This is a genomic window from Bacteroides reticulotermitis JCM 10512 (genome assembly GCF_000517545.1).
GTDB classification, from domain to species: domain Bacteria; phylum Bacteroidota; class Bacteroidia; order Bacteroidales; family Bacteroidaceae; genus Bacteroides; species Bacteroides reticulotermitis.
This window is the reverse complement of sequence record NZ_BAIV01000051.1, coordinates 1-14,554: the sequence shown is the minus strand read 5'-3', so window position 1 is coordinate 14,554 and position 14,554 is coordinate 1. Positions and strand designations below refer to the sequence as shown.

The 14,554-nt window shown below is 42.5% G+C and carries 7 protein-coding genes, 1 tRNA gene and 4 pseudogenes; 7 read left to right on the top strand and 5 right to left on the bottom strand.

Features of this window, described 5'->3' with window-relative positions; genetic code table 11:
- Positions 1-45: 45 nt before the first annotated feature.
- A tRNA-Asn gene (locus JCM10512_RS20240) sits at positions 46-119 on the bottom strand.
- Between the two features lie 77 nt (positions 120-196).
- Between JCM10512_RS20240 and JCM10512_RS20235 the strand changes: the two are divergent.
- Positions 197-1,183: pseudogene (locus JCM10512_RS20235) on the top strand (adenosine kinase).
- Between the two features lie 45 nt (positions 1,184-1,228).
- Positions 1,229-2,920: a S41 family peptidase gene (locus JCM10512_RS20230; RefSeq protein ID WP_044165680.1), complete on the top strand. Its 1,692-nt coding sequence runs from the start codon at positions 1,229-1,231 to the stop codon at positions 2,918-2,920.
- A gap of 99 nt (positions 2,921-3,019) precedes the next feature.
- On the opposite strand, the gene JCM10512_RS20225 is transcribed toward JCM10512_RS20230, so the two are convergent.
- Positions 3,020-4,207, bottom strand: a complete 1,188-nt coding sequence (locus JCM10512_RS20225) for a PAS domain-containing sensor histidine kinase (RefSeq protein WP_044165678.1) — start codon at positions 4,205-4,207, stop codon at positions 3,020-3,022.
- 177 nt (positions 4,208-4,384) lie between these two features.
- On the opposite strand from JCM10512_RS20225, the pseudogene ahcY reads away from it, so the two are divergent.
- The 3 genes and pseudogenes from ahcY to JCM10512_RS20210 all read left to right on the top strand — a co-directional run bounded on the left by ahcY (position 4,385) and on the right by JCM10512_RS20210 (position 8,866).
- Positions 4,385-5,813 (top strand): annotated as a pseudogene (ahcY, locus tag JCM10512_RS20220) (adenosylhomocysteinase).
- Between the two features lie 77 nt (positions 5,814-5,890).
- Positions 5,891-8,397, top strand: a pseudogene (locus tag JCM10512_RS20215) (YfhO family protein).
- A 118-nt stretch (positions 8,398-8,515) separates the two neighbouring features.
- Entirely contained in the window at positions 8,516-8,866 is a 351-nt protein-coding gene (locus JCM10512_RS20210) for a hypothetical protein (protein WP_044165677.1), read from the top strand.
- Positions 8,867-9,377: 511 nt separating this feature from the next.
- Here JCM10512_RS20210 and JCM10512_RS20205 read toward each other — a convergent pair.
- Both JCM10512_RS20205 and upp read right to left on the bottom strand, forming a co-directional pair.
- A complete protein-coding gene (locus tag JCM10512_RS20205) occupies positions 9,378-9,938 on the bottom strand; it encodes a DUF4890 domain-containing protein (RefSeq protein ID WP_148298503.1) in 561 nt (186 codons plus the stop codon).
- A 116-nt stretch (positions 9,939-10,054) separates the two neighbouring features.
- Positions 10,055-10,708: a uracil phosphoribosyltransferase gene (upp, locus tag JCM10512_RS20200; RefSeq protein ID WP_044165676.1), complete on the bottom strand. Its 654-nt coding sequence runs from the start codon at positions 10,706-10,708 to the stop codon at positions 10,055-10,057.
- 273 nt (positions 10,709-10,981) lie between these two features.
- On the opposite strand from upp, the gene pckA reads away from it, so the two are divergent.
- Positions 10,982-12,589 carry a phosphoenolpyruvate carboxykinase (ATP) gene (pckA, locus tag JCM10512_RS20195; RefSeq protein ID WP_044165673.1) on the top strand — a complete coding sequence of 536 codons (1,608 nt, stop codon included), beginning with the start codon at positions 10,982-10,984 and terminating at the stop codon, positions 12,587-12,589.
- A 138-nt stretch (positions 12,590-12,727) separates the two neighbouring features.
- On the opposite strand, the gene JCM10512_RS20190 is transcribed toward pckA, so the two are convergent.
- Complete coding sequence (locus tag JCM10512_RS20190; RefSeq protein ID WP_148298502.1) at positions 12,728-13,057, bottom strand: hypothetical protein; 330 nt, start codon at positions 13,055-13,057, stop codon at positions 12,728-12,730.
- 369 nt (positions 13,058-13,426) lie between these two features.
- On the opposite strand from JCM10512_RS20190, the pseudogene JCM10512_RS20185 reads away from it, so the two are divergent.
- Positions 13,427-14,554, top strand: a pseudogene (locus tag JCM10512_RS20185) (ligand-binding sensor domain-containing protein); the annotation flags it as partial.

Below are 14,554 nucleotides of genomic sequence, written 5' to 3'. Positions count from 1 at the left end.
CGACTGAGCTAAGGAAGAATTTGCAATCAAGATTTCTTATTTTCGCTCTTCCTCTTGGACTTGAACCAAGGACCCTCTGATTAACAGTCAGATGCTCTAACCGACTGAGCTAAGGAAGAATGTTTTTCTCAATTGCGATGCAAAAGTAATAGGATATTTTGAAATATGCAATATCTTTGCAAAAAAAATATTTAGAATGGACAAAATAGTGGGATTGGGCAACGCTGGTAGACGTACTTGCGACCCTGAATGATGATACTCTTTTGCATGAAATGGAATTACCAAAGGGAAGCATGCAACTCATAGATGAAGCTAAGCTACAACAGATTAACTCAAAGTTTTCGCAGATGAAAACCCATTTGGCAACAGGCGGATCAGCCGGAAATGCCATACTTGGATTAGCTTGTTTGGGAGCTTCGACAGGTTTTATCGGAAAAGTAGGAAATGATCATTACGGGAAGTTTTTTAAGGAAAATTTAAAGAAAAACCGGATCGAGGACAAGATGTTGACCTCAGAACATTTGCCTTCGGGAGTCGCATCTACCTTTATTACCCCCGACGGAGAACGTACTTTTGGTACCTATCTGGGAGCCGCTTCTACGTTGAAGGCCGAAGAACTGACTTTAGATATGTTCAAAGGATATGCTTATCTATTTATTGAAGGGTATCTTGTTCAAGACCATGAAATGATTCTTCATGCCATCGAATTGGCAAAGGAAGCCGGCTTGCAAATCTGTCTGGATATGGCAAGCTACAACATTGTCGAAGCCGATCTGGAATTCTTTACCTTATTAATCCATAAATATGTAGATATTGTCTTTGCGAATGAAGAAGAAGCGAAAGCATTTACCGGCAAAGAACCGGAAGAGGCTTTGGAAGTGATCGGAAAGCAATGCAGCATTGCCATTGTGAAAGTCGGTTCCGGTGGTTCGTATATTCGCAAAGGAACGGAGCAAATCAAGGTAAAGGCCATGAAGGTAGAAAAAGTAGTCGATACAACCGGTGCCGGTGATTACTTTGCTGCAGCTTTTTATATGGACTAACTTGTGGCTATTCCCTGGAAAAATGCGCCAAAATAGGTTCAACGCTTTCTGGAAATGTGATCCAAGTCATCGGAACTACGATCTCGCAGGAATGTTGGGACCAAATTAAGTTAAATATCAACGAGATTTTAGCGGAATAAACAGGGTTTGAGCTACTTTTACACTTTATTTTAATAAAAAGTTATATGAAGAAGTTGCTGAGTAAGCGGATAACTGTCAGTGCGGTGGCTGTAGTTGCTGTCATTGCTTTCTTTAGTTTTAAGAGTGGAGATGATAAGAACTTCCAGATTGCCAAGAACCTGAATGTATTCAGTGCGATCGTTAAAGAACTGGATATGTTCTATGTAGATACCCTTGATCCCAATAAAATGGTTCGGGAAGGTATCGACAATATGCTTTACTCACTCGACCCTTATACGGAATATTTCCCGGAAGAAGATCAGAGTGAATTGGAGCAGATGATCAAAGGTTCCTTTGGAGGTATAGGCTCTTACATCACTTATGATACCAAATTGAAGCGTTCGGTCATATCCGAACCTTTTGAAAATACGCCTGCGGCGAAGGTCGGATTGAAGGCTGGCGATATATTGGTCGAAATCGATGGGAAAGATCTTTTGGGGAAAAATAATGCCGAAGTAAGCCAAATGTTGCGCGGACAAGCAGGTACAAGCTTTAAACTGAAGGTCGATCGTCCCAACCTGAAAGGTACGTATACGCCTCTGGAGTTTACGATTGTGCGTGAGTCTATTCAGAATCCCTCAATCCCGTATGCCAGTGTACTCGAAAACCACGTAGGATATATTAATCTGAGTACTTTCTCCGGTAACCCTTCCAAGGACTTTAAGAAAACATTCCTTGATCTGAAAAAGAAAGGCGCCACTTCTTTAGTGATCGATTTACGTAACAACGGTGGAGGTCTGCTAGATGAGGCTGTAGAAATAGCCAACTACTTCTTGCCTCGCGGTAAAGTGATTGTAACCACGAAGGGAAAGATTAAACAAGCAAGCAACTCGTATAAAACATTGCGCGAACCTTTAGATTTGGATATCCCGGTTGCTGTACTCGTAAACAGTGCAACAGCTTCGGCATCCGAGATCTTATCCGGTTCCTTGCAGGACTTAGACCGGGCGGTAGTTGTTGGCAATCGTACCTTTGGTAAAGGATTAGTGCAAGTACCTCGCTCATTACCTTATGGCGGAACAATGAAGGTTACCACATCTAAATACTACATTCCGAGCGGACGCTGCGTACAAGCGATTGATTATAAGAATCGGAATGAAGATGGTAGTGTTGGGGCGATACCCGACAGCTTGACTAAAATATTCCATACGGCAGCCGGACGCGAAGTGCGTGACGGTGGTGGTGTAATGCCCGACATCGCTGTGAAACAGGAAAAGCTTCCGAATATTCTTTTCTATTTAGTACGTGATAATCTAGTGTTTGACTACGCTACACAGTATTGCTTGAAGCATCCGACGATTGCCAGTCCGGAGAAATTTGAATTAACAGCTTCTGACTATACCGACTTCAAGGCTACGGTAAAGAAGGCCGACTTCAAATACGATCAGCAGAGCGAGAAGATTTTAAAGACATTGAAAGAAGCCGCCGAGTTTGAAGGTTATATGAAAGATGCCTCCGATGAGTTTAAGGCCTTAGAGAAGAAGCTGAATCATAACCTGGAGCGTGACCTGGACTATTTCTCAAAAGATATCAAGCGCATGATTACCAATGAGATTGTGAAGCGCTACTATTTCCAACGGGGTAGTCTTATCCAGCAGTTGAAAGATGACAATGACCTTGAAGCGGCTATTCAGATATTGAATAATCCGGCGAAGTATAAGGAAATGTTGAGTGTGCCGGCTGTTGCCAAAAAGTAAGATTCGACAGAACTAACTGTCAGACTTTATAAAGCGAGCCACCTAAATGCTTCAAACATTTAGGTGGCTCGTTCATATATATAATGTGTTTGAGAATTGTCAGCTTTGCAAGCAAGGAAGTGTAAAATAGAATGTAGTTCCCTCTTTCTCCTTAGAACGTAACCAGATGCGGCCTCCCATCTTCTCTATCAACATTCGGCAAAGTGTAAGTCCCAATCCTGTGCCTTGTACAAAATCATTAATCTTGCGGAAGCGTTGAAAGATAGTTGCCGCTTTTTCCGACGGGATGCCTATTCCGCTATCTTTGACATAAAACTCGACAATATTCCCTTTCTGGTGAAAGCCATAGTGGATCTCTCCCTGAATGGTGAATTTTATTGCATTATTGAGTAGGTTGTTTATCACCTGGGTCAGCCTTTCCAAGTCTCCTAAGATATACGTATCGGCGTCTCCTCCATCGAAGATGAGTTCTACTTCACCCTGCGTCTTGTCGCGATACAGCTGATAAAGTTGGCAGCAAATATCCAATAGCCGAATCTTACGGGAGCTAAGTTCCAACGAACTGGCTTCTAAAGCTGAAAGATCTAGAATGTCATTGAATAGATTGAGCAGTATGTGCGAGTTCTTCTCTATAATGTCGGCATACTGGCCTCTTTCTGTAGAATCTCCATTGACGATAATCTTGGAGAACCCGACAATTGCATTGAGCGGAGTACGAACTTCGTGGCTCATGTTTGCCAGGAACGCCGACTTTAGCTTGTCTGCTTCTTCTGCCTTGATTTGGGCCAGCGTCAATGCTCTCTGTTGTTCTTCCTTGGCCCGTTCTATTTCCCATTGGTGGGAGATGTCGCGGCATATGCACAGTAGGTATTCATCATCCAGTTTGGATATATGATTTTCAAAGTGGTACACGACGGAATTGATTACTAATTCGTGTTGAGCAATGGAACTGATGCCGGTTTGAATAACCTTATCCATGATGATGCGTATGCTCTCGTACGATTTTGGAGGAAGGATGTCCTTGACATTGCGATGCACGATGTTTTCAATCGTGGCTCCTTCGATATGACTGGTGTTCGGAGAAGATACTAGTTCCACAATATTGGCATCGTGGTCAAGTATGGTAAGCATGTCGGGTAGCGCATCTAAAATACGGGTAGTGTACCTGTCACGAAAACGGTTTCTCTCGTGCAGGGCAACTTCGGAGGAAAGATTGTCGACTTCCTTCTCCAATCTTTTTATTTTCTTCAATAAGTCTGCTTTTGTCTCGTTTTCGTTATATTCCATCTTGCGGTTATATAGCTTATATTTTTTGTAGAAAATGAGTTGCTAGTTGCAAATATAGTACTATAATTTTAGAATAGGCGTTATGTTGCAAGTTATTATTTTATAAAAAAAGCAGATAGCTTTTGCCCTACTTATCAGAATGTTCTACCTTTGCCGCCATATATACTTTATATTTAAATGATTTACAATATGTCTACAGAATTATTCTCTACGCTGCCCTACAAAGTGGCAGATATTACGCTTGCTGATTTTGGACGCAAGGAAATCGATTTGGCAGAAAAGGAAATGCCGGCTAATGGCTCTTCGCGAAAAGTATGGAGAATCTCAACCTTTGAAAGGAGCCCGCATCATGGGGTCATTGCATATGACTATTCAGACTGCTGTGCTAATTGAAACTTTGGTCGTATTAGGAGCTGAAGTTCGTTGGTGCTCTTGCAATATATATTCTACGCAAGATCATGCAGCAGCAGCTATTGCAGCCGCTGGTGTGCCGGTGTTTGCCTGGAAAGGAGAGACATTAACAGAATATTGGTGGTGTACGCTGCAAGCGTTGAACTTTGCCGGTGGCAAGGGGCCGACAGTTATTGTTGACGATGGAGGTGATGCTACAATGATGATCCACGTCGGTTTTGATGCTGAAAACAATGCAGCTGTATTGGATAAAGAAGTTCATGCTGAAGATGAAATAGAACTGAATGCAATTTTGAAGAAAGTTCTGGCTGAAGATAAAGATCGCTGGCATCGGGTAGCTGCTGAAATGCGTGGTGTTTCGGAAGAGACTACGACAGGTGTACATCGTTTGTATCAGATGAAGGAAGAGGGTAAACTCCTATTCCCGGCATTTAATGTGAATGACTCGGTTACTAAATCTAAGTTTGATAACCTGTACGGTTGTCGGGAGTCGTTGGCGGATGGCATCAAGCGGGCTACTGACGTAATGATCGCCGGTAAAGTAGTGGTCGTTTGTGGTTATGGCGATGTGGGTAAAGGATGCGCACACTCCATGCGTTCGTACGGTGCCCGTGTTTTGGTGACCGAGGTAGACCCGATCTGTGCCTTGCAAGCTGCCATGGAAGGCTTTGAAGTACTGACCATGGAAGACGCTTGTCTGGAAGGTAACATTTTTGTGACTACCACCGGTAATATTGATATTATCCGGATCGATCATATGGAAAAGATGAAAGATCAGGCTATCGTTTGCAATATCGGACACTTTGATAATGAAATTCAGGTTGATGCTTTGAAGCACTTCGCTGGAATTAAGTGTGTGAATATCAAACCACAGGTAGATCGTTATTATTTCCCGGACGGACACAGTATCATTCTGTTGGCTGACGGACGTTTGGTCAACCTTGGATGTGCAACCGGCCACCCGTCATTTGTGATGAGTAACTCTTTCACGAATCAAACACTGGCTCAAATTGAGTTGTATAACAAGAAATATGAAGTGGACGTGTACCGTCTGCCCAAACATTTGGATGAAGAAGTCGCACGCTTGCACCTAGAAAAGATTGGTGTGAAGCTGACTAAACTAACTCCGGAACAGGCTGCTTATATCGGGGTAACCGTAGATGGGCCTTATAAAGCAGAGCATTACAGATATTAATTTTAAGTTGAGGGCTGGGAATCATTCGATCTGATCATTTCCTAGCCCTCTCTTTTCATTCTTAACTCTTGGCTAATATGAAGAAAATCCTTCCTGATCTTATTGCTATCTTGGCATTTGTCCTCCTTTCTTTTGCTTATTTTTTCCCTGCCGATATTGAAGGGCGTATTTTGTTCCAGCATGATACAGCTGCGGGAGCGGGTGCCGGACAAGATGCGCAGGAATACCTTGAGCGTACAGGAGAAAGAAGCCGCTGGACAAACTCGATATTTAGTGGAATGCCAACCTATCAGATGGCACCGAGTTATGATTCAACCAAACCGGTTCAGGTGGTTGAGAAAGCCTATCGCTTATTCCTCCCATCCTACGTGATGCTTACATTCATCATGATGCTGGGATTTTATATACTTATGCGGGCATTTGGACTGTCAGTCTGGCTCTCCGGGTTAGGAAGTATCATATGGGGATTCTCTTCCTATTTCTTTATTCTAATAGCCGCCGGGCATATCTGGAAGTTTGTAACGCTGGCTTATATACCGCCTACCATTGCGGGTGTGGTATTGGCCTATCGTAAGAAATACCTGCTGGGTGGTATTCTGACTGCTCTGTTTATTGCTCTTCAGATTCAGTCGAATCATATACAGATGAGTTATTACTTCATGTTTGTCATCTTGTTCTTTGTAGGAGCTTACTTTGAAGATGCGTACCGAAAGAAGGAACTGCCCCATTTCTTTAAGGCGAGTGCTATTCTAGCCGTAGCGGCTTTGATTGGCGTATGTGCCAACCTGTCTAACTTATATCACACTTACGAATACAGTAAGGAAACCATGCGTGGAAAGAGTGAGTTGAAGCGGGAGGGACCTGCCGCCCAACAAACCAGTAGCGGCTTGGATCGCGACTATATCACGCAATGGAGCTATGGAATCGGTGAAACCTTGACTTTCCTGGTTCCGAATGTAAAAGGAGGCGCATCCATTCCCATAGCGGAGAGTGAGACTGCGATGAAGAAAGCCAATCCGATGTATGGCAACATTTATTCGCAACTGACGCAATATTTTGGCGATCAGCCTATGACTTCCGGGCCGGTCTATGTCGGAGCGTTCGTGTTATTCCTATTCCTACTGGGTTGTTTTATCGTCAAAGGTCCTTTGAAATGGGCCTTGATTGGAGCCACAGTATTTTCGATTCTGCTCTCCTGGGGGCGGAATTTTATGGGGCTGACCGACTTCTTTATCGATTATATACCGATGTACAATAAGTTCCGTGCGGTGTCTTCCATTCTGGTTATTGCCGAATTCACCATTCCTCTGCTGGCTATCTTTGCTTTGAAAGAGGTTTTGTCGAATCCCGAATCTTTAAAACTGAAAGAAAATCGGACCCCGTTATTGGTTAGCTTGGCGTTGACTATGGGGGTTGCGCTGATTTTGGCTGTAATGCCCGAGATTGTCTTTTCCAATTATATCCCGGCACAAGAGATGGCTGCTTTGCAACAAGCCATTCCGGGAGAACAGTTAAGCCCGTTGGTCGCTAATCTGGAGGAAGTACGTAAGGCATTGGTTACGTCGGATGCATGGCGTAGCTTCTTCGTTATTGCCGTTGGATGTGCGGTGCTGGCTCTTTACGCGAATCGTAAACTGAAAGCGTCTTGGGTTGTGGCAGCGATTACGATTCTTTGTCTCGTAGATATGTGGAGTGTGAACAAGCGCTATCTGTATGACGAACAATTCGTACCGAAGTCGCAGCGGGTGGAAGCGTTCCGCAAGACCGCCACGGATGAAGCGATCTTACAGGATACCGATTTGAACTATCGGGTATTCAATATCTCCGGCAATGCGTTTAATGAGAATAATACAGCCTATTGGCATAAAAGTATAGGAGGGTATCATGCGGCTAAACTTCGGCGATATCAGGAGATGATCGATCACCATATCTCGAAAGAGATGCAGAGCGTCTATCAAGCGATTGCAACTGCCGGTGGAAAGATGGATAGTGTAGACGCTTCCAAGTTCCGTGTATTGAATATGCTGAATACTAAATACTTTATTTTGCCTGCCGGACAACAGGGACAAACGGTGCCTATTCAGAATCCTTATGCCTATGGCAATGCCTGGTTTGTTAATAAGGTTATGTATGTAGATAATGCCAATGAGGAAATAAACGCGTTGGACACTATTTTACCGACTGAGACTGCGGTAGTGGATGTTAAGTTCAAAGAGCAGTTGAAGGGTGTGACCGAAGGTATAAAGATTCGTTGTCTGTTATCCGGTTGACGGCTTATGAACCGAATCATTTGGTGTACGAAAGTTCGTCAACAGAAGCCGGTGTCGCTGTCTTCTCCGAGATATTCTATCCGGGATGGCGTGTGACCGTTGATGGGCAACCGGTAGAGTTGGCTCGCGCTGATTATATTTTGCGGGCAATGAATATTCCTGCGGGCAAGCACATCATTGAAATGAGCTTTGATCCGCAGAGCTTGCATACGACCGAAGGCATCGCTTATGCGGCACTTGCTTTGCTCTTAGTTGGAGTTCTCGTTTTGGTTTGGACAAATCGTAAAAGAAAGACTGCCAACGAAGAGAAATAATTAGAATCTTTTTCTCAAGATAGATAGACTAAACCTGCATGTAAGCTTAGGGTAAGCAGCATGCAGGTTTAGTTGTTTTTGCGTATTTCTTGTTGCAAAACTCCCCAGCACTACTCAGTTGGCTGTGACTTCTTGTCGAATCAATGGCTCGATTTCTTCCGCTTGCCCTGGGCATTTTACCGTTTGCCCCGGTGTTTTGACTCAAATGCCCGGCGCAAATATTCAAATGCCCAGGGCAAATGAAGCGGATACCCACGGCATTTCATTCAAAGACCCGCTTCATTTCATTCAAAGCATGGGTTGTTTCACTTCCTTCGGATTGAGGATCAACCTACTTGTGGAGCAGAAGAAATGGCGTAAACTGGCCGGCAGTTCCGAGCAAAAACGGCCGAAAAAAAGATTTTCTGATTTTGCCTTTCAGGTTTCAGCTTCAGGGGCAATCTTCTGTTTTATAGTGTATTACGTCTGAAAGCGAAAGCTGAAAGGGAGGTGCTGCCTTCAGCTTTTGCTTTTAGTAAAGAATAGAGTTTTCTAAGTCTTCGGAATAAACAGGCCGGGTGCGTGTTGTTGTTTTCTTCCATGCGGCAATAAGTTATCTGGTCAAGTCCGGAGTCGTTGGCTCATAAGCTTGCGCTAAATCCGGTTCTATGTTGATTGGCAGATTGACTTCCGCAACCTATAAGCTGAAGGGGCTGAAAGCTATATTTTTTACTTTCAGCCCCTTCTTTCAGGTTCTATATATTGACTATTAACTGGTTACGTGAAAACTGAAAGGCTGAAAGCCAAAAATGAACATTGTATATAGGAACCAGTTTCTGGTGCTGAAAAGAGCTAATGATCCGTTCTCCATCATACGGTTATGCTTATGTGCTTTCCTGAATCGGTTGTAGTTAGTTTTAAAAAATAGGTCTTCTTCATCACGAAGGAGACCTATCACATTCACTAAAAAATTATGAAAAACAAACGTTCTGTTAATCAAATCAATCAAAGTACTCCTGCTTAATGTTTTGAGAATTTATTACGGTGTGTGATTTGTTCGGTTTGCCATTTTGCGTATTGTTCCGTAGATAATATCTTTTTGATTTTCTTTTCTTTAGCTTCAGCACTTTTTGCAGGCTTTCGGCTTTCTCCTTATCGCTGTCTCCATTGGTGCGTGAGGGTGAATCCATTTGATCGGGGAAACTTCCATCGCCCATAATCGGAGGCCTACCTCCACCCATTGGCGGGCGTTCTCCTCCCATTTCAAAACCTTCACCGCGCATAGGCGGACGTCTTTGCCCGGAATTCTGGCTATTTGTAAAGCGTTCTTTTTGCTCTTTTAGGTTGAGCTTGTATATCTTTTTATACTGTTTTTCGTTTAGCTGAAGGGATTCTTTCATCTGATCAGTCATCTGCGTAGCGATTTTCTCCGGGTTGGGCACTTCGCGCGGCAACTGTTTCCGCTCGGTTTGTTGCCTTCCGTTCGTGTTGAGATCGTCAGACTGTGCCGACGCAGTGCCTAAACAACTGATTAGGCAAACTGCAATACTTAATGCTTTCATATTCATTTCCATACCTGAATCCTCTATTTTTGATTTTCGATAACCAAAAATAGTGGAAGGAGGAAAGACTAGAAAACAGAATCGACAGAGGACTGTTTTTTATCTACAAAATCGTTTTATTCTTTTTCGCCGTAGGCCAAATCGCCGGCGTCCCCCAGTCCGGGAACGATATAGGAGTGTTCGTTGATTTGCGGATCGATGGCTGCGCACCAGATTGTAGTTCGGTCTTTGGGGAATACCTCCGCAATATGGTCGATCGCTTGTTGGCTGGCAATGATCGATACTACATGTATTTCGGCCGGTTCTCCTTTGGTGAGCATAGCTTGGTAACTAAGCTCCATGCTACCTCCGGTGGCTAGCATCGGGTCGGTGATAATGAGTGTTTTCTGGTCGATGCGTGGAGACGCGATGTATTCTATATGTATATCGAATTTGAGTGTATCTTTGTATTTACGGTAAGCTGATACGAAGGCGTTTTCAGCTTGGTCGAAATAGCTGAGAATACCTTGGTGGAAAGGAAGCCCGGCACGTAGAATGGTGCTAATAACTAATTGATTGTCCGGAGTACTGACGGGTGCGATTCCCAAAGGTGTCTGAACTTCTTTGATCGAATAATCGAATGTTTTGCTTATTTCGTAAGCCATAATTTCTCCGATCCGCTCAATATTGCGGCGAAAGCGCAAACGGTCGTTTTGTACTTCTACATTTCTAATCTCGGATACATATTGGTTCAGAATCGAATTTGTCAGGCTAAAATCAATGACTTTCATAACTTTGCTTACCTTGTTGTTTTTATTTAAAAGTATTGGTATAATATCGCTTGCAAAGTAAATGATAATCTTTCAATTTGCAACATTCAGGTGGCAGATATTGTTATGGATATATAAAAGAGATTTCATTAGAGAAAAATTTCTCTAATAACTTCTTGCTTTCCAAAGAAAGTATTACTTTTGTATCCGGATTTAATAGGGGTGCGAAAAGGCCCTTTCTAAGGTAAAAAGAGATAATCAACAAGATACCAATTTTAATTAATTCAAAAGAAAATGGCAAATTTAGATTTAAGCAAGTACGGTATTACTGGTGTAACTGAGATTTTACACAACCCGTCTTTCGATGTTTTGTTCGCTGAAGAAACGAAACCGGGTTTGGTAGGTTTTGAAAAAGGCCAGGTTACTGACATGGGAGCTGTAAACGTAATGACAGGTGTTTATACAGGACGTTCTCCTAAAGATAAATTCTTCGTTAAAGACGAAACCAGTGAAAATACAGTTTGGTGGACTTCTGAGGAATATAAAAACGACAACAAACCGGTAGACGCAAAATGCTGGAACGCAGTTAAAGCTTTGGCTACTGCAGAACTTTCTAACAAAAGACTGTTCGTTGTTGACGCTTTCTGTGGCGCTAACGAAAATACTCGCTTGAAACTGCGCTTCATCATGGAAGTGGCTTGGCAAGCTCACTTCGTAACAAACATGTTCATCCGTCCGAACGCTGAGGAATTGGCTAGCTTCGGTGAGCCTGATTTCGTTATCATGAACGCTTCTAAAGCTAAAGTTGAAAACTACAAAGAATTAGGCCTGAACTCTGAAACAGCAGTTGTATTCAACTTGACTGAAAAGATTCAGGTAATCTTGAATACTTGGTATGGTGGTGAAATGAAGAAAGGTATGTTCTCTTACATGAACTACTTGTTACCTCTGCAAGGTATGGCTTCTATGCACTGTTCGGCTAACACAGATAAAGAAGGCAAAAGCTCTGCTATCTTCTTCGGTCTGTCAGGTACAGGTAAAACAACTTTGTCTACTGACCCGAAACGTCTGTTGATCGGTGACGATGAGCACGGATGGGATGACGAAGGTGTATTCAACTTCGAAGGTGGTTGCTATGCTAAAGTTATCAACTTGGATAAAGAAAGTGAACCAGACATCTGGAACGCTATCAAACGCGATGCTTTGTTGGAAAACTGTACAGTAAACGCTGCAGGTGAAATCAACTTCGCTGATAAGTCAGTAACTGAGAACACACGTGTTTCTTATCCTATCTACCACATCGAAAACATCGTTAAACCGGTGTCTAAAGGCCCTCACGCAAAACAAGTTATCTTCTTGTCAGCTGACGCATTCGGTGTATTGCCTCCGGTATCTATCTTGAACGCTGAGCAAACTCAGTACTACTTCCTTTCTGGATTTACAGCTAAATTGGCTGGTACAGAACGTGGTATCACTGAACCAACTCCGACATTCTCTGCTTGCTTCGGTGCTGCTTTCTTGTCATTGCACCCAACAAAATACGGTGAAGAATTGGTTAAGAAGATGCAAAAGACTGGTGCTAAAGCATACTTGGTTAACACAGGTTGGAATGGTAGCGGCAAACGTATTTCTATCAAAGATACTCGTGGTATTATCGACGCTATCCTTGATGGTGCTATCGACAAAGCTCCGACTAAGGTTATTCCTTTCTTCGACTTCGTTGTTCCTACAGAACTTCCGGGAGTTGATCCGAAGATCCTTGATCCACGTGATACTTACGAATGTGCTTGCACTTGGGACGAAAAAGCAAAAGACTTGGCTGGACGTTTCATCAAGAACTTCGCTAAGTTTGAAGGTAACGCTGCTGGTAAAGCATTGGTTGCTGCTGGTCCGAAACTCTAATCTGAACAAAACAGGTTTAGAAAATAAATATGCGAAAGCGGCTCTTGGTTTCAAGGGCCGCTTTTCTATTTAATTACACTTCTCTTGGTTGCTTATCTTAATTGTACGATTTCCCATATCCGGTACCCGCGGATAATTCTACTGACAGATCCACCGCCACCGAACCCCTACCAGACCTTCACGCTCATTCGAACGCAAACCGGAAGCATGGAAACTTAACGTCAATGGCATTGTTAATCCTCCTGGTGTCTTTATTGTATAAAGCGGTATGGATATATCTACTAAACCAGTAGATAAGTCTACAGGATAGGTACCATAGCGATTCATCATTTCCACTTGCGGGGAAATATCATTGCTGAATAGATCTAACTCTGGCGACGGAGGCGGAGGAGCGGTAGGCTCGTTTTGTCCTGCAATCGGCAAAAGCATAACCAAAAGACAGGCGGATAAAATAAAATTTCTTTTCATAGAAATCTGTTTTAAATTAACAAAGGTTCGTTTCTTATTCGCAATATTATAAAAAATGAAATATGCAACTGAAAAATGTATTTTTTCTTTGTAATAATGAATTTTAATAGCGTATACTCATAATTATATGCTAACAGCAGAGTTTTATCTAATAATTCCAAGCCCTGGCGTATAATAATTTACGTGTAAGGTGAAGTAAACGGCGGTCTACTATTAAAATTTAGCAGTTTGCAGTAATGTACTTATAGACTTAGAGGTTTTAGTAAATATATGTAGTAGATTGGCTTATATTCTACTAGAAAGAACGCAAATTCCTCCTTGATTTCACTGCGAACTTATTATATTTGCATTGTGATCAAATCTAATAACATGAGAAATATACTAGGTTCGCTTTTCAAACTTCAGAGGCTCTGGCTTTTACTATTGCCTTTTTTATACGATACTCCGTTGCATGCTGATGATGTTATCTCGAATCTAAAATTTAAGCAGCTATCTATTTTCAATAGCCTTCCTACCGATGAAGTGCAAAAAGTCTATCAAGCTAAGGATGGCTTCATGTGGTTTGCTACCAGATATGGATTTTGTCAATACGATGGCTATCGGACTACACTTTATAAATCAAACCTCTATTCTCCGGATTTATTGACGAACAATAATGTGTATTGTTTAGGCGATGATAATGACTCTAATCTTTGGATCGGTACTCAGGAGGGCTTGAATGTATTGAATAAGAAGACAGGAGAAATACGTAAATATCTCTCGCCTGCCATCCCTAATAATATTGTATCCTGTTTACTTATTGCCCGGAATAATACAGTCTGGATAGGTACAGATACCGGATTGTGTCGTTATATTCCTGAACAGGACTCATTCGCATTTTATGATCTTGAGTTAAGTGGCGGTGTGTTGGGGCATTGTGCCATTAAATCTTTATTTGAGGATTCGGCGGGGGATATATGGATTGGTACATGGTCAAGCGGGCTTTACCGATATGCTCCTACTACTAAAAAGTTTTTTGCTTATCCTCAGATTAATGAGCGTAACTCGGCCCATGTAATTTATGAAGATTCTCAGAAAAACATCTGGGTGGGGAGTTGGGAATGTGGGCTTTTCTTGCTTCAGAATCCAAAGGATATGAAGAATGTCTCTTATATTAATTATCGGCATACGACCGGAGATGAACATAGTCTTTCTGATAACATTGTCTATGACATAGCGGAGGACTTGAATACTCAGACTCTTTGGGTAGGTACCGTACGGGATTGAGTGTGATGAGACATAAACAGCCTGGGGCCTTCCTTAATTATAAATCCAAAAAGTCACCTTATCACATACCTTGTGATGAAATAAATTCAATCATACGAGACAACCTTGGGAATATGTGGCTTGGATCTATTGGTGGCGGTGTCTTGCTAACCGATACGCATCAGTCACCATTTACCTTACATCGTTTGAATTTGTTGGACGAAGAAATTCCCAATACCTCCGTGAGAGCCA

Bases quoted from the DNA above. Each gene is read 5' to 3' on its own strand.
- JCM10512_RS20230 (WP_044165680.1), top strand. From the start codon at position 1,229: ATGAAGAAGTTGCTGAGTAAGCGGATAACTGTCAGTGCGGTGGCTGTA.
- JCM10512_RS20190 (WP_148298502.1), bottom strand. From the start codon at position 13,057: ATGAAAAGAAATTTTATTTTATCCGCCTGTCTTTTGGTTATGCTTTTG.
- pckA (WP_044165673.1), top strand. From the start codon at position 10,982: ATGGCAAATTTAGATTTAAGCAAGTACGGTATTACTGGTGTAACTGAG.
- JCM10512_RS20205 (WP_148298503.1), bottom strand. From the start codon at position 9,938: ATGAAAGCATTAAGTATTGCAGTTTGCCTAATCAGTTGTTTAGGCACT.
- upp (WP_044165676.1), bottom strand. From the start codon at position 10,708: ATGAAAGTCATTGATTTTAGCCTGACAAATTCGATTCTGAACCAATAT.
- JCM10512_RS20225 (WP_044165678.1), bottom strand. From the start codon at position 4,207: ATGGAATATAACGAAAACGAGACAAAAGCAGACTTATTGAAGAAAATA.